At 69.2% G+C, this 26,027-nt stretch carries 24 protein-coding genes and 1 pseudogene; 7 read left to right on the forward strand and 18 right to left on the reverse strand.

The genetic code is table 11. From position 1 onward, the window contains the following. Positions 1-6 precede the first annotated feature (6 nt). The 10 genes and pseudogenes from LVQ62_RS13155 to LVQ62_RS13200 form a co-directional block, all read right to left on the reverse strand. Positions 7-543 carry an adenine phosphoribosyltransferase gene (locus LVQ62_RS13155; RefSeq protein WP_233762225.1) on the reverse strand — a complete coding sequence of 179 codons (537 nt, stop codon included), beginning with the start codon at positions 541-543 and terminating at the stop codon, positions 7-9. Continuing rightward, the gene (gene secF / locus LVQ62_RS13160) at positions 543-1,709 is read right to left on the reverse strand and encodes a protein translocase subunit SecF (RefSeq protein ID WP_233762227.1); all 1,167 of its coding nucleotides are present in this window, start codon (positions 1,707-1,709) and stop codon (positions 543-545) included. Before secF ends, LVQ62_RS13155 begins: the two co-directional genes overlap by 1 nt. A 1-nt stretch (position 1,710) precedes the next feature. Beyond that, positions 1,711-3,711: a protein translocase subunit SecD gene (gene secD, locus LVQ62_RS13165; protein ID WP_233762229.1), complete on the reverse strand. Its 2,001-nt coding sequence runs from the start codon at positions 3,709-3,711 to the stop codon at positions 1,711-1,713. Positions 3,712-3,717: 6 nt separating this feature from the next. After that, a complete protein-coding gene (gene yajC, locus LVQ62_RS13170; RefSeq protein WP_233762231.1) occupies positions 3,718-4,191 on the reverse strand; it encodes a preprotein translocase subunit YajC in 474 nt (157 codons plus the stop codon). Between the two features lie 116 nt (positions 4,192-4,307). After that, positions 4,308-5,433: pseudogene (gene ruvB / locus LVQ62_RS13175) on the reverse strand (Holliday junction branch migration DNA helicase RuvB). After that, positions 5,430-6,044 carry a Holliday junction branch migration protein RuvA gene (gene ruvA / locus LVQ62_RS13180; protein ID WP_233762234.1) on the reverse strand — a complete coding sequence of 205 codons (615 nt, stop codon included), beginning with the start codon at positions 6,042-6,044 and terminating at the stop codon, positions 5,430-5,432. The pseudogene ruvB and the gene ruvA overlap by 4 nt, the downstream one beginning before the upstream one ends. Beyond that, positions 6,041-6,601: a crossover junction endodeoxyribonuclease RuvC gene (ruvC, locus tag LVQ62_RS13185; protein ID WP_233762236.1), complete on the reverse strand. Its 561-nt coding sequence runs from the start codon at positions 6,599-6,601 to the stop codon at positions 6,041-6,043. The genes ruvA and ruvC overlap by 4 nt, the downstream gene beginning before the upstream one ends. A gap of 106 nt (positions 6,602-6,707) precedes the next feature. Continuing rightward, on the reverse strand, positions 6,708-7,463 hold the full coding sequence (locus tag LVQ62_RS13190; protein ID WP_233762237.1) for a YebC/PmpR family DNA-binding transcriptional regulator: 756 nt from the start codon (positions 7,461-7,463) through the stop codon (positions 6,708-6,710). A 111-nt stretch (positions 7,464-7,574) separates the two neighbouring features. After that, positions 7,575-8,198, reverse strand: a complete 624-nt coding sequence (gene pdxT, locus LVQ62_RS13195) for a pyridoxal 5'-phosphate synthase glutaminase subunit PdxT (protein WP_233762239.1) — start codon at positions 8,196-8,198, stop codon at positions 7,575-7,577. A gap of 92 nt (positions 8,199-8,290) precedes the next feature. Next, positions 8,291-10,285 (reverse strand): VWA domain-containing protein, encoded by a 1,995-nt coding sequence (locus LVQ62_RS13200; protein WP_370639626.1) that lies wholly within the window; start codon positions 10,283-10,285, stop codon positions 8,291-8,293. 132 nt (positions 10,286-10,417) lie between these two features. Between LVQ62_RS13200 and LVQ62_RS13205 the strand changes: the two genes are divergently transcribed. Further along, positions 10,418-10,927, forward strand: a complete 510-nt coding sequence (locus LVQ62_RS13205; protein WP_233762241.1) for an AAA family ATPase — start codon at positions 10,418-10,420, stop codon at positions 10,925-10,927. Positions 10,928-10,982: 55 nt separating this feature from the next. Here LVQ62_RS13205 and LVQ62_RS13210 read toward each other — a convergent pair whose 3' ends face one another. Then, positions 10,983-12,383 carry a sigma 54-interacting transcriptional regulator gene (locus LVQ62_RS13210; protein WP_233762243.1) on the reverse strand — a complete coding sequence of 467 codons (1,401 nt, stop codon included), beginning with the start codon at positions 12,381-12,383 and terminating at the stop codon, positions 10,983-10,985. Between the two features lie 135 nt (positions 12,384-12,518). Here LVQ62_RS13210 and LVQ62_RS13215 point away from each other — a divergent pair, with 135 nt between their 5' ends. The 5 genes from LVQ62_RS13215 to LVQ62_RS13235 are packed head-to-tail and all read left to right on the forward strand — an operon-like array spanning position 12,519 to position 16,392. Further along, positions 12,519-13,412, forward strand: a complete 894-nt coding sequence (locus tag LVQ62_RS13215; RefSeq protein WP_233762246.1) for a metal ABC transporter solute-binding protein, Zn/Mn family — start codon at positions 12,519-12,521, stop codon at positions 13,410-13,412. Between the two features lie 5 nt (positions 13,413-13,417). Then, positions 13,418-14,224, forward strand: a complete 807-nt coding sequence (locus LVQ62_RS13220; protein WP_370639627.1) for a metal ABC transporter ATP-binding protein — start codon at positions 13,418-13,420, stop codon at positions 14,222-14,224. After that, positions 14,217-15,083: a metal ABC transporter permease gene (locus tag LVQ62_RS13225; RefSeq protein ID WP_233762250.1), complete on the forward strand. Its 867-nt coding sequence runs from the start codon at positions 14,217-14,219 to the stop codon at positions 15,081-15,083. Before LVQ62_RS13220 ends, LVQ62_RS13225 begins: the two co-directional genes overlap by 8 nt. Before the next feature lie 4 nt (positions 15,084-15,087). Continuing rightward, positions 15,088-15,636, forward strand: coding sequence for a GNAT family N-acetyltransferase (locus LVQ62_RS13230; protein WP_233762255.1), 549 nt, complete (start codon positions 15,088-15,090; stop codon positions 15,634-15,636). A gap of 9 nt (positions 15,637-15,645) precedes the next feature. Next, the gene (locus LVQ62_RS13235) at positions 15,646-16,392 is read left to right on the forward strand and encodes an AAA family ATPase (RefSeq protein ID WP_233762257.1); all 747 of its coding nucleotides are present in this window, start codon (positions 15,646-15,648) and stop codon (positions 16,390-16,392) included. A 141-nt stretch (positions 16,393-16,533) separates the two neighbouring features. On the opposite strand, the gene polA is transcribed toward LVQ62_RS13235, so the two are convergent. Then, the gene (polA, locus tag LVQ62_RS13240) at positions 16,534-19,215 is read right to left on the reverse strand and encodes a DNA polymerase I (RefSeq protein ID WP_233762259.1); all 2,682 of its coding nucleotides are present in this window, start codon (positions 19,213-19,215) and stop codon (positions 16,534-16,536) included. A gap of 133 nt (positions 19,216-19,348) precedes the next feature. Between polA and LVQ62_RS13245 the strand changes: the two genes are divergently transcribed. Continuing rightward, a complete protein-coding gene (locus LVQ62_RS13245; protein WP_208052383.1) occupies positions 19,349-19,732 on the forward strand; it encodes a PaaI family thioesterase in 384 nt (127 codons plus the stop codon). 93 nt (positions 19,733-19,825) lie between these two features. On the opposite strand, the gene LVQ62_RS13250 is transcribed toward LVQ62_RS13245, so the two are convergent. From LVQ62_RS13250 to LVQ62_RS13275, 6 genes are all read right to left on the reverse strand, one after another. After that, on the reverse strand, positions 19,826-20,404 hold the full coding sequence (locus LVQ62_RS13250) for a GNAT family N-acetyltransferase (protein WP_179480475.1): 579 nt from the start codon (positions 20,402-20,404) through the stop codon (positions 19,826-19,828). Positions 20,405-20,519: 115 nt separating this feature from the next. Next, positions 20,520-21,236, reverse strand: coding sequence for an ABC transporter ATP-binding protein (locus tag LVQ62_RS13255; protein ID WP_179480473.1), 717 nt, complete (start codon positions 21,234-21,236; stop codon positions 20,520-20,522). Beyond that, positions 21,233-22,087, reverse strand: a complete 855-nt coding sequence (locus LVQ62_RS13260) for an ABC transporter ATP-binding protein (RefSeq protein ID WP_233762261.1) — start codon at positions 22,085-22,087, stop codon at positions 21,233-21,235. The genes LVQ62_RS13255 and LVQ62_RS13260 overlap by 4 nt, the downstream gene beginning before the upstream one ends. Beyond that, positions 22,084-23,772: a branched-chain amino acid ABC transporter permease gene (locus LVQ62_RS13265; RefSeq protein WP_233762263.1), complete on the reverse strand. Its 1,689-nt coding sequence runs from the start codon at positions 23,770-23,772 to the stop codon at positions 22,084-22,086. Before LVQ62_RS13265 ends, LVQ62_RS13260 begins: the two co-directional genes overlap by 4 nt. Beyond that, positions 23,769-24,692: a branched-chain amino acid ABC transporter permease gene (locus tag LVQ62_RS13270; protein ID WP_233762265.1), complete on the reverse strand. Its 924-nt coding sequence runs from the start codon at positions 24,690-24,692 to the stop codon at positions 23,769-23,771. The genes LVQ62_RS13265 and LVQ62_RS13270 overlap by 4 nt, the downstream gene beginning before the upstream one ends. A 75-nt stretch (positions 24,693-24,767) precedes the next feature. Beyond that, entirely contained in the window at positions 24,768-25,967 is a 1,200-nt protein-coding gene (locus LVQ62_RS13275; protein WP_233762267.1) for a branched-chain amino acid ABC transporter substrate-binding protein, read from the reverse strand. Between the last annotated feature and the right edge of the window lie 60 nt (positions 25,968-26,027).

Consider the following 26,027-nt stretch of genomic DNA (forward strand, 5'->3'; position numbering starts at 1 on the left):
CCGATCCTAGTCGTCGTCCACCGACACCAGGACGTGGACGTCGCGCTCGCCCAGGGCGTCGCGCCCGTGCAGGAACGCCAGCTCCATCAGCATCTGGATCCCGGTGACCTGGGCGCCCGTGCGCTCCAGCAACGCACACGCCGCGGCCGCGGTCCCGCCGGTGGCGAGGACGTCGTCGATCACCAGGACCCGGTCGCCCGCACCGACGGCGTCGGTACTGATCTCGATGGTGGCGCTGCCGTACTCCAGGTCGTACTCCTGACTCAGGGTCTCGCCGGGCAGCTTGCCCGCCTTGCGCACCGCCACGAAGGGCAGGCCCAGCGCGAGGGCGACCGGCGGCCCGATGATGAAACCGCGCGCCTCGACCCCGGCCACCGCGTCGACCCGACCGCGGAACCGCTCCGCGATGTCGTCGACGACCTGCTGGAACGCCGGGGCGTCCGCGAAGAGCGGCGTCAGATCCTTGAAGGCGATGCCCGGCTTCGGAAAGTCGGGGATCTCCCGGGTGTGCTCTCGCAGCACCTGGCCAATGTCGACCGGCATCAGTCCCTTTCGCTGTCGCGTACGGCGAGCGGGTGGACCTCGCGCTTACGCACCCGCGTACGGCGCGCGGCAGCGGCCGCTTCGGCGCGCTCCGGCTCGACCACACCCGAGATGTCCTCGCCCTGCAGGTGCTCGCCGGCCCCGGCACCGCCGGCTTCGGCGAGGACGGCCTGCTGGGAGCTCTGGAAGCTGTGCGCCCGGCGCTCCAGGTCGCGCATCTGCGGCTCCCGGGAGCGCAGCGACGCGAGCAGCGGGGTGGCGATGAAGATCGAGGAGTAGGTACCGACCGCGATACCGATGAAGAGTGCCAGCGCCAGGTCGAGCAACGTGCCCGGGCCGAGCACCGTGAAACCGACCACCAGCAGGGCCGCGATCGGCAGCAGGGCGACGACCGAGGTGTTGATCGAGCGCACCAGAGTCTGGTTGACCGCGTAGTTAGCGGCCTGCGTGTACGTGCGCGACCCGGCCGCCAGCGCCTCGTCGGTGTTCTCCCGGACCTTGTCGAAGACCACCACGGTGTCGTAGATGGAGTATCCGAGGATCGTGAGGAAGCCGATGACCGTCGCCGGGGACACCTCGATGCCGACCAGGGCGTAGATCCCGACGGTCAGCACCAGGTCGTGCACCAGCGCCACGAGCGCCGAGACGGCCATCTTCCAGGTGCGGAAGTAGACCCCGAGCAGCAACGACACCAGGACCAGGAAGACGATCAGCGCCTGCACGGCCTTGTGGGTGACCTGCGATCCCCAGGACGGACCGATGAACTGGCTGTCGACCGAGCTGGTCGGCACCTTGAACTCCTTGGCGACCGCCGCCGCGACCTTGTCGGTCGTGCTGGCGGCGTTGTTGCCGACCTTCTTGGAGTCGATGGTGATGGACTTGGCGCCGACCTTGCTGATCTCCAGGTTGGCCGAGGACCCCGTGACCGATGCGACGGCCTTCTGGGCGCGCGAGTCGTAGTTGGACAGGTTGGAGATGCCGGTGACCCGCAGCTCCGAGCCGCCCTTGAACTCCAGGCTGAGGTTGAGGCCGCGGCCGAAGAGACCCACGAGGGCGAGCACGAGGAAGACCGCGCTGATCGCGTACCAGGTGCGCCGACGGCCGACGATGTTGAGCTGGCGGCGGCCGGTGTAGAGGTCGTTGCCGAACTGGGAGAAGCTCGCCATGTCAGGCCTGCTTTCCAGCCGCGGCTGCGGCCTTGCGCTCGGCGATCGTGACCCGTCCGCGACCGGCGTACGTCACGCCGCGCGCGCCGAGGCGCTCCGGGTCGAAACCGGACCACTTGTGCCCGTTGCCGAAGAACGAGGTACGCGACAGCAGCGTGAGCACGGGGTGGGTGAACAGGAAGACCACCAGGATGTCGATGAGGGTGGTGAGTCCGAGGGTGAAGGCGAAGGCCTTCACGTTGTCCTCGGAGAGGATGTAGAGCACGGCGGCGGCCAGGAAGTTGACCGCGTCGGAGACCAGGACGGTACGACGGGCGCGGGACCAGCCGGTCTGCACGGCCGCGCGCAGCGGCCGCCCCGATCTGACCTCGTCACGCACGCGTTCGAAGTAGACGATGAAGCTGTCGGCCGTGATGCCGATCGCGACGATCAGACCGGTCACACCGGCCATCGTCAGACGCAGATTGGCGGTGTACCCGAGCAGGGTGACCGCGCCGTACGTGATGACCGCGGAGGTGACCAGAGAGGCGATGGTGACCAGGCCGAGCAGCCGGTACTGCGCCAGGGAGTAGAGCACCACCAGGATCAGGCCGATGATGCCGGCGATGATGCCGTCACGCAGCTGCTGGGAGCCGAGCTGCGGGCTGACCTGGCTGGAGGTCAGTTCGCTGAACGAGAACGGCAACGCACCGAACCTCAGCTGGTTGGCCAGGGTCTTGGCGCTGTTTTCGGTGAAGTTGCCGGTGATCTGTGCCTTGCCGCCGGTGATGGCGCCGTTGGTGTTCGACGGCGCAGAGATGACCAGGCCGTCGACCACGATGCCGAACTGGTTGCGCGGCGCCTGCAGACCGTTCAACCTCCCGGTCACCTTCGCGAACTCCGAGGAGCCCTTGCTGTCGAACGTCAGGTTGACCTCGTACTGACCCGTGGTCACCCCCTGCTGGGTGGTGGCCTGGCCGAAGCTGGCGTCGGTGATCTGCCTGCCGGTCACCTCCGACGGGCCCATCAGGTATTTCGTCGCCGGGGCCTGAGCACCGGAGATGGACGTTCCGGTGTCGCATCCGACGGTCGGCTGGGAGGCCGGGATCTGCCGGGCGACCTGCTGCCACTGCGCGGCGGTCGGGCCGGAGCAGGAATACGCGGTCAGCAGCTGGCTGTAGGTCGCACCCTTGGTGGCGAGTCCGGCGGTGACCCAGTCGTCGCTGACGGTCCTGCTCTCCCATCCGGTGTCGCTGGCGCCCAGACCGTTCGTCGTGACGTTGCCGCTCGGGTCGTACGGCGTCGGCAGGGTGCGCGCGGGGGTGGTCGAGGAGGCAGTGGCCTGGGGGGTGCTGCTGGCGGTCGCACTCGGCGACGTGCTCGACGGGGCCGCCGTGGAGGACGTGCTCGGAGTCGGGGTGGTCGTCGCCGCCCGGAACGCCTGCGGCAGCACGTCGTTGGCCGTGGAGCTGCTGGAGCTGCTGGAGCTGCTGGAGCTGGTGCCGGACGGCGTCGCCGTGCTCGAGGGGCTGGTCGTCGACTTCGGCGTCGTGGAGCCCTTGGTGGTCGGGGCGGTGTACGGCGTCGGCAGCGTGAAGGTCGCCGGGGTGTCCTGGGTGCTGTTGATGACCGCGCGGAAGAACAACTGCGAGGACTGCGCCAGCGAATTCAGGGTCTCCTGGCTGGGATTGCCCGGCAGCGAGACCTGGATGTTCTTCGCGCCCAGCCTGCTGACCTGGGCCTCGGAGACGCCGTTGCCGTTGACCCGCTCGCGGATGATGTCGATCGCCTGGTCGACCTGCCCGGTGGTGACGGTCTGTCCCTTGCCGACCGAGGGCTGCAGGACGATCTGGCGCCCGCCCTCGAGGTCCAGTCCGAGCTTCGGGCTCCATTGCCCGGCGGGGTTGCCCAACGCCGCACTCGCTCCGATCGCCGCGAAGAGCGCGATGACCAGGGCGGCGAGGAGGACGAGAGTACGGACGGGTCGTCCGCCCGGCGTCGTACGTCGTGTGCGTGTTGCCACCGGTGCTCAGGCCTCCGCGCGGGTGTCGTCGTGGTCATCGGGCGATCGGTCGGGTGCTGCACCCGTCGGGCGGTCGTCCTTCGTACGCAACGCCTGGTCCGCTGCGGCGGGTTCCCCGGCGTCCTCGAAGACCCCCGTCTCGGAGGACGCGCCGGCGTCGGGCGCATCGGCTGCGGGGGCGTCGGGCAGCAGCGCCGAGCGCGGCACGACTGCTCGGCGTACGAACTGCAGATGCACGCCGGGGCTGACCTCGACGGTCGCGGTGCGCTCGTCCAGAGCGGAGAGGGTGCCGAGCAGGCCTGACGTGGTGCTCACGGGGGTGCCGATCTTCAGGCTCTCCTGCTGTTGCTGCGCCTGCCGGCGCTTGCGCCGGTTGGACACGAAAAGCAGGACACCGAGGAGGATGACCACCCCGATGAGGATGAACGTGCCATTGCTCGATCCGGAGTTACCGGAACTGGCTGCTGCAAGAGCGGGCATGGAACGGAACGTCCTTCGGGTCTCACGGTGCGACGGAGCCACGCCGGCCCGTCGTTGGATTGCCAGCGGCAGAGTCTAGGTCAGCTTGGGGGCTTCCCCAACCGCAGGCCACGCCGTCAATCCGTGTCGGACCTGCTGTCACCGAAGCGGCCCTCGATGTCGCCGAAGCCGAGTTGGGTGCCCGCCGCACTCGGCGTCGGCGGTGTCAGGCCCAGGTGCGCCCACGCCATCGGCGACGCGGCGCGACCCCGGGGCGTACGCACCAGATACCCCTCCCGCACCAGATAGGGCTCGGCGACGGTCTCGACCGTGTCGGCCTCCTCCCCCACCGCGACGGCGAGGGTCGACAACCCCACCGGCCCGCCACCGAAGCGGCGGCAGAGGGCGTCGAGCACCGCCCGGTCGAGTCGGTCCAGGCCGCGGTCGTCGACGTCGAAGAGCCGCAGGGCGGCGCGGGCGGCGCTCAGATCGACGATGCCGTTGCCGTGCACCTGCGCGTAGTCGCGGACCCGTCGCAGCAGTCGGTTGGCGATCCGCGGGGTGCCACGGGACCGTCCCGCCATCTCGTCGATCCCCTGCGGGGGTGCTCTCGACGCCGAGCAGCGTGGCGTTGCGGGTGAGGATCTGCGCGAGGTCGGCGGTCGCGTAGAAGTCGAGATGGCCGGTGAAGCCGAAGCGGTCGCGCAGCGGCGCCGGCAGCAGACCAGCTCTCGTGGTCGCGCCGACCACGGTGAACGCCGGCAGCTCCAGCGGGATGGCCGTAGCGCCCGGGCCCTTGCCGACGATGATGTCGACGCGGAAGTCCTCCATCGCAAGGTAGAGCATCTCCTCGGCCGGGCGCGCCATCCGGTGGATCTCGTCGAGGAAGAGCACCTCCCCCTCGGCGAGCGAGGAGAGCACGGCAGCCAGGTCGCCCGCATGCTGGATGGCCGGCCCGCTGGTGATCCGGATCGGCTGCTCCAGCTCGGCGGCGATGATCATGGCCAGCGACGTCTTGCCGAGACCGGGCGGGCCGGAGAGCAGCACATGGTCCGGAGGTGCGCCGCGTCGCCGCGCCGCCTCCAGCAGCAGGCCCAGCTGGTCCCGCACCCGCGGCTGCCCGGGGAACTCCGCCAGTCGTCGCGGTCGCAGGGCCGCCTCGAACCGGCGATCCTCGTCGCCGGGGTGGCCGCCCGGATCCACGATGCGCGCGGTGGCGTCGTACGACTCGTCCTGGTACGACGGTTCGTCGCTCTCGCTCACCGGCCCAGCTCCCGCAGCGCGGCCCGCAACAGACCCGAGACATCGCTGACGTGGGTGCCGGTGGGATGCGCGTCGACGACCCGCTCGACGGCGTCCTGCGCCTGCTTGCCCGACCAGCCGAGACCCACCAGTGCCTCGACGACCTGACCGTGCTCGCCCTCGACGGTGGCGGACGCCGGTGTCTCGGCATCGTCCGAGCCGCCGGCAGACACCGGGCCGACCTTGTCCTTCAACTCCAGGACGATCCGCTCGGCGCCCTTCTTGCCGATGCCGGGCACCTTGACGAGGGTGGCCAGGTCGCCACCGGCGATGGCGGCGCGCAGCACCTGCGGGGCGTGGATGGCCAGCATCGCCAGCGCGAGCCGGGGCCCGACACCGCTGACCGTCTGCACCAGCTCGAAGAGGTCGCGCTCACCGGTGGTGGCGAAGCCGAAGAGGGTGAGCGAGTCCTCGCGCACGACCAGAGTGGTCGCCAGGGTGGCCGTCTCGCCGACCCGTACCGACGCCGCGGTGGACGGGGTCGCGAGCACCGACAGCCCGACACCGCCGACCTCGACCACGAGAGTGCCCAGACCCGTCGCCAAGACCGAGCCCCGCAGGCTCGCGATCACCGGGCCACCCGCTGTCCCTGTGCCGCTGCCTGGGCTGCGTACGCCGCCTTCTGTCGCGCGAGAGCCTGCGCGATGCGGTCCTGCGCGCCACCGCGCCATACGTGGCAGATCGCCAGCGCCAGGGCGTCGGCCGCGTCCGCCGGCTTGGGAGCGACCTGCAACTTGAGGATGCGGGTCACCATGGCCGTCACCTGTGCCTTGTCGGCGCGGCCGTTGCCGGTGACCGCGGCCTTGACCTCGGACGGGGTGTGCATCGCGAGCGGTAGGCCGAGACGGGCCGCCGCGAGCATCGGGACGGCGGAAGCCTGCGCGGTGCCCATGATCCCCTTGATATTGGCCTTCGCGAAGACCTGTTCGACGGCGACGGCGTCCGGTGAGTACCGCTGCAACCACTCGTCGATCTCGGTCTGCAGGGTGAGCAGTCGCTCGGCGGGGTCGTCACCGGGCGGCGTGCGCACGACGCCGACGGCGATCATCCGGACCGGTTCGCCGATACCGCCCTCCACCACGCCCAGGCCGCACCGGGTCAGTCCGGGGTCGACGCCGAGGACACGCACGCAAGCCTCCTGCAGATTGGATCGCCGTGTGCCGAACACCTGTTCGGCACACGGCGACGCTACCCGGTGAGGCGATCGGCCGCGGCCAGGCGACCCGGCGAGTCGCCTACTCCTCGTCGAGCTCGGCCAGCACCTCGTCGGACACCTCGCCGTTGGCGTAGACGTTCTGGACGTCGTCGCTGTCCTCGAGCGCGTCGATGATGCGGAACATCTTGCGGGCGCCGTCTGCGTCCAGCGGCACCTCGACCGTGGGCAGCCACGACGACTCGGCCGAGTCGTAGTCGATACCCGCGGCCTGCACGGCCTCACGCACGGCGACGAAGTCGCCGGCCTCGGAGACGATCTCGAAGGACTCCCCCAGGTCGTTGATCTCCTCGGCGCCGGCGTCCATCACGACCTCGAGGATGTCCTCCTCGGTCTTGTCCGCCTTCGGCACCGTCACCAGGCCCTTGCGGTGGAACTGGAAGGCGACCGAACCGCTCTCGGCCATCGTGCCGCCGTTGCGCTGCAGTGCCGTTCGCACCTCGGCCACCGCGCGGTTCTTGTTGTCGGTGAGGCACTCGATGAGCAGTGCCACGCCGCCGGGCGCGTACCCCTCGTACGTGAGTGCGAGGTACTCCGCGGCACCGGCCTCCGCACCAGAACCGCGCTTGACCGCGCGGTCGATGTTGTCGTTCGGGACCGAGGACTTCTTGGCCTTCTGCACCGCGTCGTACAGCGTGGGGTTGCCCACCACGTCGCCGCCGCCGGAGCGCGCCGCCACCTCGATGTTCTTGATCAGCTTCGCGAACAGCTTGGCGCGCTTGGCATCGACCACCGCCTTCTTGTGCTTGGTGGTGGCCCACTTGGAGTGCCCGCTCATGTTCTCCCTGCTTCGTGCTCGTTGCCGTGAGGCCGTCGTGGACGGCTGATCCGCCCGTCATCGTAACGATTCGCGTGGAGGCCCGGATCGCGACGGCGTACGCCGCACCCCTTACGGCACGCGAACGGCGTCGCGCACCATGGCAGCGAAGTAGTGGTGCACCCGGTAATCGTCGGTGACCTCGGGGTGGAAGGACGTCGCGAGCAGCGCCCCCTGGCGGCATGCCACGACGCGACCCTGCGCCGGCCCATGCGGCACCGTGGCGAGCACCTGCACCCCGTCACCCGCGCGTTCGACCCAGGGCGCACGGATGAACACCGCGTGCACCGGGGTGTGTGCACCGTCCGTTAGCGACGGCATCACCAGGTCGGTCTCGAAGGAATCGACCTGCCGCCCGAACGCATTGCGCCGGACCGTGATGTCCATCCCGCCCAGTGTCTGCTGCCCGGGCTGGCCGTCCAGCACCTCGTCGGCGAGCAGGATCATCCCGGCGCAGGATCCGTAGACCGGCATGCCCGCTGCGATGCGCGCGCGGATGGGCTCCTGCAGCTCGAAGATGCGCAGCAGTTTGTCGATGGTGGTCGACTCCCCGCCGGGCAGCACCAGGCCGTCGACACGGGCGACCTCCTGCGGGCGGCGTACCGGGACCGCCTCGACGTCGGCGCTGGCAAGCGCCTGCAGGTGCTCGCGCACGTCCCCTTGTACGGCGAGCACTCCGATGCGCGGTTTCGTCACGCGCCGATCGTACGGAGCGCCGGTCGCGCGGGCTGTTGGGAGTCGTTGCGCGCTCTATCGGGCGCGCAACGACTCCACACGTTCGGCCCGGGTCAGCCGGAGGCGCCGAACCAGTTGCTGCCGCCGGACGTGCGCCCCGACAGGTAGCTGTCGACCACCGCGGCGCCCAGTCCGTCCAGCTCCGGTGCGAGCACCCGCCCGCCGGCGCGCTTGGCCAGCTGGTCCAGGAAGCGCGCCAGGCCGGGGTCCTCGCCGAGCCGGAAGATCGTGGTCTGCGCGCCGAGGCGGGTCGACTGGTCCAGCTCGCGGACGGCGTACGCCACGGTCAACGGGTGCGGGGGGTAGTCGAAGAAGACCTCGCCGTCGGACTCCAGGTGCGCCGTCGGCTCGCCGTCGGTGACGACGAGCAGCACCGGCTGGGCGTTGGGATACCTGCGGAAGTGCTGGTTGGCCAGGATCAGCGCATGGTGCAGGTTGGTGCCCTTGTCCCACTCCGGCGCCAGCCCGGTCAGCTCTGCGATCTCCATGGTCTGCGCGTGCCGTCCGAAGGCCACCAGCTCCAGATGGTCGCCGCGGAACCTGGTCGAGATGAGCTGGTGCAGCGCGAGCGCCGTGCGTTTCATGGGCAGCCACCGACCGTCCATCGCCATCGAGAACGACGTGTCGACCAGCAGCGCGACAGCCGCCTGGGTGCGTGCCTCGGTCTCCTGCACCTCCACGTCCTCGAAGGAGATGACGGGACCGGGGTGGTCCTTGTTCTCGCCCGCTCGGCGCAGCGTCGCGTTGGTCAGCGTGCGCGTGACGTCCCACGACTCGGTGTCGCCGAACTCCCACGGTCGCGATGCGCCGGAGGGCTCGCCCGCCGTACCCGCCTTGCGCGCGTCGCGCTGCCCCTGCCGACCGGACAGCGTCTGACTGACGTCGCGCAGCAACGACTTGCCGAGCTCGCGCATGGCGCGCGGCGACAGGCGCAGGTCTCCCTGGGCGTCGGACTGCAGGTAGTCGCGGTTGCGCAGCTGTCGCTCCAGCTCCGCGAGCCGTTGCGCGTCCACTGCCGCCTCATCGCCCAGCTGGCGCCGCAGCGCATCCAGGTCGAGGTCGTCCATCCGTGCCCCGGCGTACTGCTGGGACAACTGCTCGCTCAGTGCGTCGAGGTCGGCGAGATCCTGCAGCATCCCGGTGCCGTCGCCGAGGCCCATCCCCTGCTCACCGCCGAACTCCTCCCCGCCGCTCCAGTCCTCGCCGGGACGCAGGGCGCGCAGGTTGTCGTCGAGGGCGCCGAGCTGATCCATCAACTCGGGCGATCCGAACGCCTGGGTGGCCAGGGCGTCCAGCTCGTCGCGCTGCTCCTGGGTCATCGAGTTGCGCATCCGCTGCGCCGCCGCGGCGCGCTGCGCCAGCGAGTCCAGCAGCTCCTCGATGGTCTCGGGCTGCTCGGGAAAGAGGTCGCCGTGCTTGTCCATGAACTGCTCGAACGCCGCGTCGGTGTCCTCACCGTTGCGGTGCTTGGTGAGCAGATCGTTGAGGTCCTTCAGCATCTCGCTGATCTGTGCGCGGTCCTCGTCGGTGGCGCCCTCGAGCGCCTGCTTCATGCCGGCGAACCGCTGGTCGAGCATCTCCCGGCCGAGCAGGTCCTTGATCCGCTCGTAGTCCTCGCGCGCCTCGGCGTCACGCCACGGGTAGTCGCTGAGTTCGTTGACCGCGGCGGCGGTGGACGGCGGAAGATTCTCGATGCGCATCTCGGCGAACCGCGCGTCGTCGTCCAGGTCGCGGGCCAGCCGCTTGCGCTCGGTGAGCACCGCTTTGTCGAGCAACTCCTTCACCTCCTGGAAGGTGCCGTCCAGGTTGTGCTTGGCGAGCATCTCGCGGCGCTTCTGCGCGACCTGACGGGCCAACTCGTCCAGGCCCTGCTGGTCACGGGTCCCGCGGCGCAGGAACTCCCGCATCGCGTGCTCGGGTGAGTAGCCGGACATGACGTCCTCGCCGATCGCGTCCAGCGCTTCGGCCAGGTCGACCGGCGGCGCGAGCGGGTCCGGCCCGCCGACGTACCGGCCGTAGCGGGAGCGGTGAGTTCGCTTACTGGCCAAAGAAATGCGCCTCCTCGAAACGGGATGCGACGGTGCCCGAACCGGACACCTCGATCATACGGCGGGCACCGGATGGTCCCCGCCTGGTGCGACGACGCCCGCCGATGCCACGGGCTTCGTAACCTTGCGCGCATGCTGATCGTGCTGCGCGGCAACTCCGGCTCGGGTAAGAGCACGATCGCGCGAATGCTGCAGGCGCGACTGACCTCGCCGACGGCGATCCTGCAGCAGGACCACTTCCGGCGCATCGTCTACCGAGAGCCCGAACAGCGCGGGATGGCGCATGCGGAGCTGCTGGAGACGGCCGCCAGGCACTGTCTGGCGCGCGACCAGCATGTGATCATGGAGGGGATCTTCAACGCTCGCAGGTATTCCGACATGCTGGAGCGGGTCGCGGCGTACGCGCATCATGCAACCTTCTTCGCCTTCGACCTCAGCTACGAGGAGACCGTCCGACGTCACGCCATGCGGCCGCAGGCGGCGGAGTTCACGGCCGATCAGATGCGGGCCTGGTACCACGGTTGGCAGCCCCTCTCTTTCACCGACGAACACCGCATCGACGTGTCGCTGTCCCCCGAGCAGATCGTCGACCGGGTCCTGGAATCGATCGAGTCCCACGGTGACGGCGTTCGCGACGGTTGACGGTGTTCGAACGCCGTCAACGGTCGCAAAAGCCGTCAGCGTGGACCCCGCCTGCTCAGCGGTACGTCGCGCGTCCGTCGTCGTCGACGTCCTTGCTGACCTTGCGGGCCAGGTAGAGACCCTCCAGGGCCAGCTCGACGGCGCTGGCGCGCTCACCCGGAGTGTGCGCGCCGAGCCGCTCGGCGATCTGGTCGTAGAGGTCGGACTCGCCGAGCACGGGCAGTGCGGCGAGCAGATCGGCGCTCGTCACGTCGTCGCCGGTGCTGATCTCGGCGCCCTCCTCGATGCTGCGCACGAGCAGGCCGAGATCGATGCCGCGCAACCGGGAACGCGCCGTGTCGGCGACCGCCATCCGCAGCAGGTGCTCCAGCACCGGCTCCTCACGCCCCTCGTGACCGCTCTCGAACTCGACCTTGCCAGTCAGTACGTCGGACGCCGTGTCCAGGTCCACGACCCGGGCGACGGCCTCGTCCTCGTGGCGGATGCTCGCGCGGCGTAGGGCTGCGGCGGCCACGGTCTCGGCCGCTGCGATCGCGAACCGCGCCGAGACGCCCGATCGCTGGTCGATCGCGTTGGACTCGCGCAGGCCGCGCGTGAAGCGGGCCAGGATCTCCACGATGAAGTCCGGCACCGTCGCGACGAGCTGCGCCTCCTGGGAGATGACCGCCACCTCGCCCTCGATGGTGAGCGGGTAGTGGGTGCGCACCTGAGCACCGAAGCGGTCCTTCAGCGGAGTGATGATGCGCCCGCGGTTGGTGTAATCCTCCGGGTTCGCGCTCGCGACGACGAGGACGTCCAGCGGCAGTCGCAGCACGTAGCCGCGCACCTGGATGTCGCGTTCCTCCATCACGTTGAGCATCGAGACCTGGATGCGCTCGGCGAGGTCGGGCAGCTCGTTGATGGCGACGATGCCGCGGTGGCTGCGCGGGATGAGCCCGAAGTGGATCGTCTCGGGGTCGCCCAGGCTGCGGCCCTCGGCCACCTTCATCGGATCGATGTCACCCACGAGGTCACCGACCGAGGTGTCCGGGGTCGCGAGCTTCTCGGCGTACCGCTGGTCACGGTGTCGCCAGCTGACGGGCAGCTGATCGCCCAACTCGCTCGCGCGCCGGATCGAGGCGGGGGTGATGGGGTCGTAGGGATGCTCGCCGAGCTCCGATCCGGCGATGACCGGGGTCCACTCGTCGAGCAGTCCCTGCAGGGTGCGCAGCACACGGGTCTTGCCCTGTCCGCGCTCGCCGAGCAGCACGATGTCGTGCCCGGCCAGCAGCGCGCGTTCGAGTTGCGGGATGACGGTGTCGGCGAAACCCTGGATGCCGGGCCAGGGGTCGCGCCCCTCGGCCAGGGCGCTCAGGAGGTTGCGCCGGATCTCTTCGCGTACGCCGACCTGTTCGTGGCCGCTCGCGCGCAGTTCGCCGACGGTGGAAATGACTGGGGCCGTGGTGGATGCACTCACCACTTCACGCTACGTCACGCGCCTGGGGGCTGTCCGCGACCGTCGACGAGGACCGAGCCTTGTTGGTAATGATTCTCATTCAGTGGTTATGATCACGATCGAGAATGATTCCCACTTCCCATCTCAGGAGAGAAGATGAAGCGTCCCGTCGCCGCCCTCGCCGCCGCGGTCGCGGTCCTCGCCCTCGCGGGGTGTGGATCCGGCGGCGGGAGCAAGGCCGCAGACGGGAAGGTGCAGGTCTGGACCTCCACCGACGTCTGGGGCTCGGTGGCCCGTTACGTCGGCGGCGAGCACGCGCAGGTGACCTCGGCCATCACAAGCCCGTCGCAGGACCCCCACGACTACGAGTCGACCGCGCGCGACAAGCTGGCGGTGCGCAAGTCCGCCGTGGCGGTCTACAACGGCGGGGGGTACGACGACTGGGCGCAGAAGCTGGTCACCGGCGACTCGGGTACGACGGCAGTCGACGCGGTCACGGTCTCCGGACTCGACCACGGGCACGACCCGTCGTTCAACGAGCACGTCTTCTGGTCACTGCCCACCTCGATCAAGGTGGCCAACGTCCTGGCGGCCGACCTGGCCAAGGCGGACCCGGCGCACGCGGCGTACTTCCGCGCCAACGCCCGCTCCTTCGCCACGAAGATCGGCGCGCTGACCACCCGGGCCCGGTCGATCGGCGTCGCCCACCCGCACCTGTCCGCGCTGATGACCGAGCCGGTCGTGGGCTACCTGCTGTCCACCGCGGGCATCGCCGACGGCACCCCGGCCACCTATCGTGAGCAGTCCGAGGCAGATTCGGTGTCGGCAGTCGCACTGCGTGCCGCGACCACCGCCATCTCGACGAAACGGGTGCAGCTGGTGACCCTGAACGCGCAGACCTCCGACGCGACGTCGGCGGTCCTGCAGAACGCCGCGGACAAGGTCGGCGTTCCGGTCGTGCAGGTCTACGAGACTTTCCCGGCCGGCGAACACGACTACCTGCACTGGGTACTCAGCTGCATCACCACACTGCAGCGGGCACTCTCGTGACCCCCGTGGTCTCCCTGCACGACGCGGAGCTGGCCTACGGCAGTCGCGTGCTGTGGAGCGGGCTGGACCTTCAGGTGCAGGCCGGCGAGTTCGTCGGTGTCCTCGGGCCCAACGGCGCAGGAAAGTCGTCCCTGTTGCGGGTGCTGCTCGGCGAGCAGCCGCTGCGTCACGGCCGGGCGCTGGTCTGCGGGGAACCGGTGCACCGCGGTTCGCCCCTGATCGGGTACATCCCCCAGCACGGCGCGCTCGCGCCGGACACGGCGATCCGCGGACGTGACCTGGTGGGCTTCGGCTGGGACGGCCACCGGATCGGCATCAGCCTCGGCTCGCGCGCCAAGAAGGACGCGGTGCAGCGCGCCATGCAGACCGTCGGAGCCACGGCGTACGCCGACGCGCCACTGTCGATGCTCTCCGGCGGGGAGCGCCAGCGCCTCCGGATCGCGCAGGCCCTCGTCACCAGGCCACGGCTGCTGCTGTGCGACGAACCGCTGCTCAACCTCGACCTGCACCACCAGCGCGAGGTCGCGCAGGCCATCGATCGGGTACGCCGCCTCGAGGGCACCGCGGTGCTCTTCGTGACCCATGAGATCAACCCGATCCTGCCGCTCGTCGACCACGTCGCCTACCTCGCCGGCGGCAAGGCACGGGTCGGCACCGCGGAGGAGGTCATGCGTGCGGAGGTGCTGAGCGAGCTCTACGGGGCACCCGTCGACGTGCTGCACCACCACGGGCGGATCGTCGTGCTGGGCGGGGACGACTCGGCGACGCCCGGGCACGACCACCATCACCAGGAGGCGCACGAGCATGGCTGACGCGCTGGCCAAACTGATCTCCTTCGACCAGTTCTGGTCGCTGCTACCCCTGGTCACGTCGTCGCTCGTCGCGGGAGCGCTGCTCGGCATCATCGCCGGCGTCATCGGACCGATGATCCAGGCGCGTGACCTGGCATTCGCCGTACACGGCACCGCGGAGCTGTCCTTCGCCGGCGCCGCCGCCGCGCTGCTCGCCGGGGTGAGCATCACCCTCGGTGCGGTCGCCGGGTCCGTGCTCGGCGCGATCGTGTTGGCACTCATGGGTATCCGCGCACGGCAGAGCAACTCGCTCATCGGCATCGTGCTGCCCTTCGGGCTCGGCCTCGGGGTGCTCTTCCTGTCGCTCTACGACGGTCGCAGCAGCAACAAGTTCGGCCTGCTGCTCGGCCAGATCGTCTCGGTCGACAACGCTCAGCTGGGATCGCTGGCGCTGCTGACGGTGGTGGTCGCCGTCGTGCTGATCCCGCTGTGGCGCCCGATGTTCTTCGCAGCCGTCGACCCGGTGGTGGCGCAGGCACGCGGCGTACGGGTGCGCGAGCTCTCCCTGATCTTCATGGTGGTGCTCGGCCTGGTCTGCGCGATGTGCGTGCAGCTGGTCGGCGCCCTCCTGGTGATGGCGCTGCTCATCACCCCCACGGCCGCCGCCACGTGTCTGACCGCGCGACCAGCGCTGGTCAGCGTGCTGTCGGTGGCCTTCGCGGTGCTGTCCATGGAGGGCGGGATCCTGCTGTCCCTCTCCCCCGGGCGACCGATCAGCCCGTACGTGACCACGCTGTCCTTCGCGATCTACCTCGTATGCCGTGCCGTGGGCGCCGTCCGGACCCGCCGTGGCTGGTCGACCCGCGTCGTTGCAGCATGACCCGATGAGCACCACGCCGCCTGCGATCCGCATCCGACCCCGCCGCGAGGAGGACCTCGTCGTCCTCGAGCAGGTGCTGGCAGCCCAGCAGCCGACGTCGCGCTACCCGTTGCGGTGGCCGTTGCCGTTCCCCGTGCGAGAGTTCATCGTCCGGCCCGACGAGCTGGTCGCCCTGGTGGTGGAGGACGCGGGCCGGGTGGTCGGTCACGTCTCGGTGACCGCGGTGCTGCCGGGTGAGCTGGGCGAGGCGTGGGCGGCCGGCGCCGGTCGACCCATCGACGAGCTGTCCTGTCTCTCAGTCCTGTTCGTCGACCTCACGGTGCGCGGTCGGCGTGTCGGCGGTGCCCTGATGGACGCGGCGGAGGACTGGATCTTCGCCCGCGGCCGGACCGCTGTGCTCGACGTCGTGACCGCCAACGAGCGTCCGCTCGCCGTCTACCGGCACCGTGGGTGGAGCGAGATCGGCCACGCCCGTCCGGACTGGCTGCCCGACACGGAACCCCCGGTCATCCTGATGGCGAAGTCCGCACCCGCTGTCACCCCGGCGACGTAGTCTGCCGACATGGCGAAGGGGTGGCTGGAGAGGACTCCGGTGCCGCTGCGCCGCCTCGGTGTGCGCAAGCATGCCGAGATCGACCACTCGCACTGGGTGACCTCGCTCGGCCCGGTTCGCCAGCTGCTCGCCGAGGGGCTCGACCTGTCGCCAGCGACCGTGCTGGTCGGAGAGAACGGCACCGGGAAATCCACCCTCGTCGAGGCCATCGCGATGGCGTACGGGATGAACGGTGAGGGTGGTTCGACCGGCGCCACCCACTCGACCTGGGTCAGCGAATCGCCGCTGTGGGATTGGCTGTCTCTCACCCGGTCGCCCGGCGGGTCGCGGTGGGGCTACTTCGTACGCGCCGAGACGATGCACGGGTTGTTCGCGTTCCTGGACGGCACCCGGGAGGAGAACTACACCCGGGACCCGGAGTTCCACCAGCTCAGCCACGGCGAGGCGTTCCAGACCCTCTTCGACACCACGCGGTTCACCGGCGACGGGTTCTACGTGCTCGACGAGCCCGAGGCGGGGCTCTCCTTCACGGCGCAGCTGCGACTCATCAGCGAGCTGATGGGCATGTTGGAGCACTCCGGCGTCCAGGTGCTGATCGCCACCCACTCACCGATCATCGCGAGCCTGCCCGGCGCCACGGTGCTCGAGTTGGACGCCGACGGCTTCCACGAGCGTGCGTGGGACGACCTGGACCTCGTGCTGCACTACCGCGGCTTCTGCGAGCTGCCCGAGCGGTACCTGCGCCACCTGCGCTGACCGCTTCCTGGGGACAGGGTGGGCGATGTGCGTCGGTGGCCAGTGCTGCAGCCCTGGCCACCGACGCACACTGCGCACATGGTCGTACGAGGCAGCGATCCCCGCCGCACCTAGCGGCTCGGCGCGACGGTGCAGTCCCGGTCAGTGGGCGGCGTCATGCCAGGACGAGCCGACACCCACGCTGACGTCGAGCGGCACATCCAGGTCGATCGCGGCGCCCATCTCGCGGCGTACGAGGGCCTCGACGTCGGCCCGCTCCCCCGGCGCGATCTCCAGCACCAGTTCGTCGTGCACCTGCAGCAGCATCCGCGACTGCGCGTCTGCGGTGCGCAGTGCGGCGTCGACGCGCAGCATCGCCAACTTGATGATGTCTGCCGCCGACCCCTGGATGGGTGCGTTGAGCGCCATCCGCTCGGCCATGTCGCGGCGCTGCCGGTTGGTCGAGGTCAGGTCGGGCAGGTAACGGCGGCGGCCCAGCATGGTCTCGGTGTAACCGGTCAGACTCGCGGCTGCCACCACCTCGCGCAGGTAGTCGCGCACCCCACCGAACCGGGCGAAGTACTCGTCCATCAGCGCCTTGGCCTCCTCGGTGCTGATGGTCAGCTGCTTGGACAGCCCGAACGCCGACAGCCCGTAGGCCAGGCCGTACGACATCGCCTTCACCTTGGAGCGCATCTCGCCGGTGACGTCGGCGGGCTCGACGTGGAAGACCCGCGACCCCACGAACCGGTGCAGGTCCTCACCGGTGCGGAACGCCTCGATGAGGCCTTCGTCGCCGGACAGATGCGCCATGATGCGCATCTCGATCTGGCTGTAATCCGCGGACATCAGTGTCTCGTAACCCGATCCGACCACGAAGACCTCGCGGATGCGTCGGCCGGCCTCGGTGCGGATCGGGATGTTCTGCAGGTTGGGATCGGTCGAGGACAGCCGCCCGGTCGCGGCGATGGTCTGCTGGTACGTCGTGTGGATGCGCCCGTCGTCGGCGACGGACTTGAGCAGCCCCTCCACCGTCACCCGCAGCCGCGAGCTGTCCCGGTGGCGCAGCAACGCCTCCAGGAACGGGTGCTCGGTGCGCGCGTAGAGGTCGCTCAGCGCGTCGGCGTCGGTCGTGTAGCCGGTCTTGGTGCGCTTGGTCTTGGGCATCCCCAGCGTCTCGAAGAGCACCACCTGCAGCTGCTTCGGCGAGCCGAGGTTGATCTGCTCACCGCCGATGGCCTCGTACGCATCGGCCCCGGCGGAGGAGACCCCGTCGCCGTAGTCGGCCTCGAGCACCTGCATCGCATCGACGTCGACGCCGATACCCGCCCGCTCCATGGTCGCGAGCACGCCCACCAGGGGCAGCTCGACGTCGCGAAGCAGCGCGGTCTCGCCGATGGCCTCCAGCTCGGTGTCGAGGGACACCGACAGGTCGAGCACGGCACGGGCCTGGGCCATCGCCTCGTCGGACCGTTGGTCACCCACCCCCAGGTCGAGCACGCCCTGGGCGGCGTTGTCGGGGGTGCCGACAAGTTCGCGTTTGAGGTGGCGCAGCACCAGGTCGGTCAGGTCGTAGGAGCGCTGGTCCGGCCGCACGAGGTAGGCCGCCAATGCGGTGTCGCTCACCACGCCGCGCACCGGCATCCCGCGTGCCATGAGGGCCTGCAGCGGTCCCTTGGCATCGTGCAGAGCCTTGGGGCGCTCGTCGTCGGCCAGCCAGGCCGCCAGCGCTGCCTCCCCGTCGGGCGCCAGCGTCTCAAGATCGATGTACGCCGCGTCGTCGCGACCCGCCGGGGCGATCGCCACTCCCTGCACGTCACCGGTGCCGCGCGCCCACTGTCCGACGACCTGCAGACCGCTGCGCACGCCGACGCCGGCGGCCTCCGCCAACCACCCGGACACCTCCGAGCTGTCCAACGTGACGCCGTCGACCTCGACGTTGGCGTCGGGGTTGGCCTCGTCCTCGACGGCGTCGAGGGTCGCGAACAACCGGTCGCGCAGCACCCGGAACTCCAGCCCGTCGAAGACGGTGTGCACCTGCTCGCGGTCCCAGCCCTGTCGCTCCAGCGCGTCGACGTCCAGCGGCAGCTCCAGATCGCCGAGCAGCTGGTTGAGGCGGCGGTTGCGCAGCACCCCGTCGAGGTGTTCGCGCAGTGCCTCCCCAACCTTGCCCTTGATCTCCCCGACGTGGTCCACGACGCCTGTCAGGTCGCCGAACTGGTTGATCCACTTCGCGGCGGTCTTGGGGCCGACCCCGGGGACACCCGGCAGGTTGTCGGAGGTCTCGCCGACCATGGCGGCCAGGTCGCTGTAACGACCCGGTGGCACGCCGTACTTCTCCTGCACGGCTGCCGGAGTCATCCGTGCGAGGTCGGAGACGCCCTTACGCGGGTAGAGCAGCGTGACGCGATCGTTGATGAGCTGGATCGCGTCACGGTCACCGGAGCAGATCAGCACCTCGTCGAACTCGGCCGCGTTGGCCTGCGCGGTGAGGGTGGCGATGATGTCGTCGGCCTCGTAACCGGGGAGCTCGACGTAGGCGATCTTCAGCGCGTCGAGCACCTCGCGGACCAGGGAGACCTGGCCCTTGAACTCGTCGGGGGACGCCGAACGGTTGGCCTTGTAGCCGGCGTACTCCTCGCTGCGGAACGTCTGCCGAGAGACGTCGAACGCGACGCCCACGTGGGTCGGCTCCTCGTCGCGCAGCACGTTGATGAGCATCGAGGTGAAGCCGTAGACGGCGTTCGTCGGTTGCCCGGTCGTGGTCGAGAAGTTCTCCACCGGGAGCGCGAAGAACGCTCGGTACGCAAGGGAATGCCCGTCCAACAACAGCAGCCGTTTCACGCGTGGCAGCCTAAGCCCCATGACCGACACCCCCACGCACGACGCGGAACCCAGCCAGCCCGACAAGCCCAGTCAGCCACAGCCCGATGCCACGTCCGAGTCCGACGCGGACCTGCTCGACCGGTTCAACGAGATGAGCGCCGGCTCGCTCAGCGAGCGGATGGGCATCGAGTTCCTCGAGGTGTCGCCGGAGCGGGTGGTCGCACGGATGCCCGTGGAGGGCAACACCCAGCCCTACGGCCTGCTGCACGGCGGCGCGAGCGTGGTGCTCGCGGAGACGGTCGGCTCGATCGGAGCGGCGCTGCACGCCGGCGAGAAGGGCATCGCGGTCGGGCTCGACATCAACGCCACCCACCACCGCGCGGCCCGGTCCGGTCACGTCACCGCGACGGCGACCGCCCTCTCGCTGGGGCGCACGCTCGCGTCGTACGACGTGGCGATCCTCGACGACGACGGGCGCCGGGTGTGTACCTCCCGGATCACCTGCATGGTGCGATCCGCTCCCCCGGGCGCCTGAATCTCTCCGGTTGTCAGCGGTTCTCGGGCGCCCGCGTCACGAATCCGCTGACAATCGAGGACAGCTGGCCGACAACCTCCGCTGCGCGGTCCGTCAGAGTCCGGAGGCAACCTTCACGTCGTCGCGCGCCCGCGCCCGCAGCGAACGCCGCGCACGCAACGTAGCCGCGCCCTTGGACTCGGCCACGCCGGTCAGCTTCCGCCGCAGCGACGCGGTCGAGGTGACGCGCAACGTGACCGTGGAGGCGAACCCGAGCTTTGCGAAGTAGCGGTTGACGCCGCGCTCGTGGGTGGGCACGCAGCACACCACCTGGGTGCTGCCCTGCTCCTCGCCGTACGCCGAGACCCGCGTGAGCAGCGCCTTCGCCACGCCGGTGCCGCGGTGTTCGGGGGCGACCCACATCTGATCGATCCACACGGCCTGCTCGTCACCGAGACCGGACAGCGGGCTGCGGATCACGACGGCGAAGCCGGTGTCGCGATCGTCGCTGGTGGCCAGGAACACGCGTACGTCGTCGCGCGACAGGGCCGCCTCCATTCGACCGTCCTGAGCGGCGCGCTCGGCCCACTCCTTGGTCTGCCCGGTCTCGGATCGCAACTGCACCCACAGGGGTATCAAGCGGTCCTGATCACTCGGGGAAGCGATGGTCACCTGGACGGTGGGACGAGCCATTCGGGCGACACCTCGCGCGACGGGGGACGGAACGTACTGACCTTAGTGCCATCCCCTTCACCCTTGAACAGAGGTTGGACGGATCCACCGGATCCGTCCTCAACCCCGCCCCCTCTCAGTCCTCTCCCAGGTACGCCTTCTTCACGTCGTCGCTGACGAGCAGTTCCGACCCGGGACCATCGAGCACGATCTTGCCGACCTCGAGCACGTAGCCGTGCGACGCGAGTTTCAGTGCCGCACGGGCGTTCTGCTCGACCAGCAGGATCGTCGTCCCGCGCTTCTGCAGAGTGCGCACCGTGGTCATGATCTTCTTCATCATGATCGGCGAGAGCCCCATCGACGGCTCGTCCAGCATCAGCAGCTTCGGCCTGCTCATCATCGCCCGGCCCATGGCCAGCATCTGCTGCTCACCACCGGAGAACGTGCCGGCCGGCTGCTTGCGACGTTCGGCCAGGATCGGGAAGAGGTCGTAGGCCTCCTTCAGGTCCGCCTGGATGTCAGCGCGGTCGCGACGCGCGAACGCGCCCAGCATGAGGTTCTCCTCCACCGACTGCCGCGGGAAGATGCGTCGACCCTCCGGCGAGTGCGCGAGGCCCATCGTGACGATGGAGTGCGCCGGCGCTTTGTCGATGCGCTTGCCCAGGAAGGAGATCTCACCCTTCGAGGGGCGCAACAACCCCGAGATGGTTCGCAGCGTGGTGGTCTTGCCGGCACCGTTGGTACCGATCAGGGTGACGACCTGGCCCTCCTCCACCGTGAAGTTGATGCCCTTCACGGCGGTGATCTTGCCGTAGGCCACCGACAGGTCCTTGACCTCGAGCATCGCGGTCACGCCGGGCCCTCCTGCAGATCGTCGTCGTCGAAATCGTCGTCTTCGCCGGTGCCGATGTAGGCCTCGATGACCCGCGGGTCAGACTGCACCTGCTCGGGCGTGCCCTCGACCAGCACCTCGCCGCGCACCAGGCACAGCACCCGGTCGCAGAGGTTGAAGATGAACCGCATGTCGTGCTCGATCACCACGACCGCGCGTCCGGTGTCTCGGATCCGGAAGATCAGATCCGAGGCCTGCTGGGTCTCCTGCGGGTTCATGCCCGCCGTCGGCTCGTCGAGCAGCACCACCTTGGGGTCGGTGGCCAGAGCGCGCGCGACCTCCAACCGGCGCTGGTCGCCGTACGGCAGATTGCGGGCCAGCAGCTCCGTCGTGTGACCGAGCCCGACGAAGTCCAGCAGCTCCTGCGCCTTGACCCGGGTCTCCCGCTCCTCACGGTGGAACTTCGGCCCCCGCAGGATCGTGGTGAGCACCCCCGACGTGGTGCGGCAGTAGGTGCCGACCATGACGTTCTCCAGCGCGGTCATGTTGCCGAAGAGCCGGATGTTCTGGAAGGTGCGCGCCATCCCGGCCCGCACGACCTTGCGCGGCTTCGGCGGAATCTGCTCACCGCTGAGCCGCACCGCCCCGGAGGTCGGCTTGTACAGACCGGTGAGGCAGTTGAAGAACGTCGTCTTGCCGGCACCGTTCGGGCCGATCAGACCGACGATCTCGCCCTCGTGCACCGTCATGTTGACGTCCTTGACGGCCGTCAGGCCTCCGAACTGCATGAGGACGTCAGAGGCCTCGAGCAGGACGTCGCCCTTGCCGGACGAGAACTCGGTGTCCCGGGGCCGCCGTGTCACGGTGCTCATGCGTTCGCCTTCTGCTCGTCCACGTGTTCCTTCTGAACGACGGTCGCCAGGTCCTCGTCCTCGTCATGGAACTCCAACTGACGCCGGCGGCTCGCGATCAAGCCCTCCGGACGGAAACGCATCATCAGCACCAGAGCCAGACCGAAGATCAGCAGCCGGTAGTCCTCGATGAACCGCAGCTTCTCCGGTAGCAGCTTGAGCACCGTCGCGCCGAGCGCCACACCCACCACCGTGCCCATGCCGCCCAGCACGACTGCCGCGAGCAGGAACGAGGACTCCTGGAAGGTGTAGTTGTCGGGTACGACGGACGGGGTGGCGTGCGCCTGCACCGTGCCTGCCAGCCCGGCGAGGAACGCTCCACCGGCGAAGGCCAGGATCTTCAGTCCGAAGATGTTGACGCCCATCGCCTCGGCGGCCCGCTCGTCCTCACGGATGGCGATCCAGCCGCGCCCGATGCGGCTGTTGTTGAGGCGGGAGAAGATCGTGATGATCAGCGCCGCCACGAACACCAGCAGGATGTAGTAGTTGGAGTAGTTCGAGATGGTGAACGACCCGAGTTTGTGCGAGGACCCGAAGTTGAACCCGAACAGGTTGAGGTCCGGGATTCCCGCGATGCCGTTCGGGCCGTGGGTGAGGTCAGGGCCGTTGGTGCCGTCCATGTTGTTGACGGCGGTGTGGAAGATCTCGCCGAACGCCAGCGTCACGATCGCCAGGTAGTCACCCGACAACCGCAGGGTGGGCGATCCGATGATCAGGCCGAGCACGGCGGAGGTGAGAGCGCCGAGCAGGGCGACCACGAGGAACGGCGGGTGCCATCCGATCGTGGCGCTCGCCGCGCTCGACATCATCGCGCCGACGTACGCGCCGGTGCCCAGGAAGGCGATGTACCCGAGGTCGAGCAGACCCGCCAGGCCGACGACGATGTTGAGCCCGAGCGCCGCACACAGGAAGATCGCGATGTCGACGGCGATCGACATGTTGGCGTCGGTGCCGTTCTGGGTGAGCGGGAAGAGCAGCGCCACTACCAGCGCCCCCAGCATGATCACCGGGCGGTGCCGGGCGGCCGCGACCGACAGCCAGGTGAAGAATCCACCACGGAAGAGCAGCGTGCCGAAGGTGCCCCCTGCGGCGAGCGCAGCCAGCACGGAGCCGCCGTCGTCGCCATGCAGGATGAAGGCGACCATGAACAGCAGACCCGCGAGGGTCGCCGCGATCACCACGATCTCCAGCCAGTTGGCTCCGTGCACCTTCAGCTGGTTGGTCACCTTGACCGGCGCGAGCAGCAGCGCTCCCGCGACCATCGCGAGGGTGGCGACCAGTGCCAGCCAGGCGCCGGGGTCCAGGTTGATGACGCCCCCGGACTGGAAGGCGATGTTGTAGTCGATGAGCACGATGTAGACCAACGCGCCGACCGCGAGGGCCTTGGCGCTGTAGGTGGTGTCCCACCAGGACAGCGAGGACAGCCGGCGGTGCACGAGGGCGGCCTCGATGAGGCCGACGACGCCCATCACGATGGCGAGCTCCTGCAGCGGCGCGGGATTACCACTGATCGACAGGTCGCCGAGGATCGTCGAGTCGTAGCTCCAGGCCAGCAGCGCGGAGATGATCAGCAGGACCGAACCGCCCGCGAGCAGAGCCTTGCCGACGTTCGGTCGGGGTTCGATCGTGATCTTGGGGATGTTCATGCGCGGTCCACCACCCGGGCTCCGAAGAGACCCTGCGGCCGGAAGACCAGCACCAGGATCAGGACGATGAATGCGTACACGTCACTCCAGGCGTTCCCGCCGAACTGGCCGGGGATGTACTGGGTGGCCATGGCCTCGATGAGGCCGAGGACCAGACCACCGGCGACGGCACCCTGGATGTTGCCGATGCCGCCGAGGACCGCCGCGGTGAAGGCCTTCAGCCCCGCGAGGAACCCCATCGTGGACGACACGTTGCTGTCGCGCAGGCCCTGGGCGACGCCGGCCAGCGCGGCCAGGATGGCACCCATGGCGAACGCCGCCGCGATGATGCGGTCGACGTTGATCCCCATCAGGCGGGCCGTGTCCGGGTCCTGCGAGACCGCGACCATCGCCTTCCCGGTGCGGGTGCGGCTGATGAAGATGTAGAGAGCCGCCGCGCTGACGATCAGGACGCCCAGCGTGAAGAGCGTGGTGCGCTGGATGACGACGCTGCCGATGGTGAGGGAGCTTCCGGTCACCCCGTCGATGCTGGGGTAGGACACGTTGCTGGTGGCGCCGGGGTACCAGAGCTGGATGGCGCGCTGCAGGGCGATCGAGATCCCGATGGCGGTGATGAGCGGTGCGAGCCGCGGTGCGTTGCGCAGCGGCCGGTAGGCGAAGCGCTCCATCAGGAGGGCGACGACCACGGAGCACACGGCCCCGCCGACGATCATGATCGGCAGCACCCACAGGCCGGTGTTGGACCGGCACACGACCTGCCAGGTCGCGAGCGACCCGAAGGCGCCGATCATGAAGACCTCGCCGTGGGCGAAGTTGATCAGTTGGACGATGCCGTACACGACGGTGTAGCCGACGGCGATCAAGGCGTACAGCGACCCGACGGTCAGGCCGTTGAGCAACTGCTGGATGAACAGAGTCATCAGGCTCCCAGGAGAGTCAGGGCAACGCGGGGGCGAGAACTCCGATGAGTTCCCGCCCCCGCGCGCTGAGTCAGATCAGAACGTGTCGGTCTTGGCCGCGACCCACGCCCCGCCGGTGACCTTGTAGACGGTCAGCACCTTGTTGGTGGTGTCGCCGAAGGAGTCGAACGCCACCTTGCCGGTGACACCGGTGAAGCTGACGTTCGCCATGGCCTTCACGGTGGCTGCGCGAGCGTCCTGCGCGGTCTTGGCGTCCTTCAGCGAGGTCTTGAGCGCCTCGATGATGGCGTTGGCGGCATCGAACGCGTACGCGCCGTAGCCGCCGGCCTCGTTGGAGAACCCGGCAGCCTTGTACTGCGCGAGGAAGGACTTGCCGGCGGCCGTGCTGTCGGTCGGCGCACCCACCGAGGTCGCCAGGTCGTTGGCGCGACCACCGAGGGCGATGTACTTCGGGTCGTAGATTCCGTCACCGCCCATGACCGGGATGGACAGACCGCCCTGCGCCAGCTGCTTGGACAGCGGGCCGGCCTGCGGGTACTCGCCACCGTAGTAGAGGGCCTGCGGGGCGCCCGGCTTGATCTGGCTGATCACCGAGGAGTAGTTCGTCTGCGCGTCGGTGATCGTCTGGGAGGCGGTGATCGTGCCGCCCTCCTTCTTGAACTCCGTCTCGAACGCCTTGGTCAGACCTGCGCCGTAGGTCTTCTGGTCGTTGATCGTGGCGACCTTCCTGATGCCCTGGCTGATCAGGTACTTCGCGGCGAACGGTCCCTGGATGGCGTCCGTGGTGCAGGTGCGGAAGTAGGTGTCGTAGGGGCGCTTGCCGTTGACGTTGGTCAGCGCGACACCGGTGTTGGCCGGGGACACCTGCACGATGTTGGCCTTCGCGAAGACCGGCTGGGTGCTGGTGGAGACGCTGGAGTTGAGGTTGCCGACCACGCCGACGACGGTGCTGTCGCCCGCGAGCTTGGTGGCGGCGTTGGTGCCGACCTCCGGCTTGCCCTGGTCGTCCACGGCCTCGGCCTTGAGGGTCCAGCCGGGGATGGTCTTCTTCGCGTTCGCCTGCTGCACGGCCAGCTTGACCGAGTTCTCGATGCCGAGACCCACTGCCGACAGGTCACCGGAGAAGGGGGCGGTGACGCCGATGGTGGCAACCTTGCTGCTGCCGCCGCCGCTGCTGCCGCTGCTGCTCCCGCCGCCGCTGCGGCTTCCGCATGCGGACAGTGCGAGGGCGCCAACGACGACGGGTACACCCACCTTGATCAAGGTCGAACGCACGAGACTGCCTCCTGATTTTCACGATCGGACGCTGCGAGCGCAGCAAGATGGTGGAAGGGT

Source organism: Allobranchiibius sp. GilTou73 (assembly GCF_021391335.1).
GTDB lineage: Bacteria > Actinomycetota > Actinomycetes > Actinomycetales > Dermatophilaceae > Allobranchiibius > Allobranchiibius huperziae.